Source organism: Halomonas sp. 3D7M, from assembly GCF_014897885.1.
GTDB lineage: Bacteria > Pseudomonadota > Gammaproteobacteria > Pseudomonadales > Halomonadaceae > Vreelandella.
The window spans coordinates 1-965 of record NZ_JABUZF010000004.1 but is presented as its reverse complement, the minus strand read 5'-3'; the positions used below and the strand labels follow the sequence as shown (position 1 = coordinate 965).

The following is a 965-nucleotide window of genomic DNA, read 5'->3' as shown; positions in this document are numbered from 1 at the left end:
TGATCTTACCCAGCAACAGTGGACACTCGTTTAAGCGATCATTCGGACTTCAAACGCCTCTGGGCTGATCATCCCTATAGCACTGTGCCGTCGTTGCTTGTTGTAGTCCAGTTCGATGTATTCAAACACCTGGCGTCTCATCATATCTCGCGTTTTAAAGTTCTCGCCGTGGATCGCTTCCACCTTGAGGCTGTGAAAGAAGCTTTCGGCACAGGCGTTATCATAACAGTTGCCTTTCGCGCTCATACTGCACTTGAGTTCATGTCGCGTCAGTAGCGACTGATACAGCGTCGAACAGTACTGACCACCTCGATCTGAATGGACGATCACGCCTGTTGGCATTTTACGTTTCCATAGCGCCATTTGTAGTGCATCACAGACAAGATCTGCCGTCATACGCTCGCTCATTGCCCAACCAACGACTTTGCGAGAGTAAAGATCAATTAGCACAGCAAGATAAAGCCAACCTTCACCCGTCGCCAAGTAGGTGATATCACCCACCCACTTTTGATTAGGGGCTGAAGCCCTGAAGTCTTGCTCTAGCAGGTTTGGCGCAACAGGTAGCGAATGTCGAGAGTTTGTGGTGGCCTTGAACTTACGGGCAGCTTTAGCACGCAGGCCTTGTCGCTGTAAGCTGGCAGCCACGGTCTTGCGATTCACCGGTATTCCGTCATCTTGCAGGTCTAGAGCTAATCTCGGGGCGCCTGAGCGGCCTTTACGTTGGTGAAACGCCGCAGCCACACGCTTATCGAGAACGGCTTGCTGGCTGCGCTTTAGAGACAGACCTCCTTCGCGCTGTCGCCAAGCGTAGTAGCCGCTTCGAGCGACCCCAACAACATGGCACATGCGCTGAACACTGAAAGCCTGGCGATGACGATGGATAAAGGCGTACTTCACTTCAGGCTCTTCGCAAAGTACACCGCGGCCTTTTTTGTGATGGCCAGCTCCTCATTGGCTTCGGCTAA

At 52.4% G+C, this 965-nt stretch carries 1 pseudogene; it reads right to left on the bottom strand.

The features are described from left to right. Positions 1-30: 30 nt before the first annotated feature. Positions 31-965: pseudogene (locus INT22_RS00030) on the bottom strand (IS3 family transposase); the annotation flags it as partial.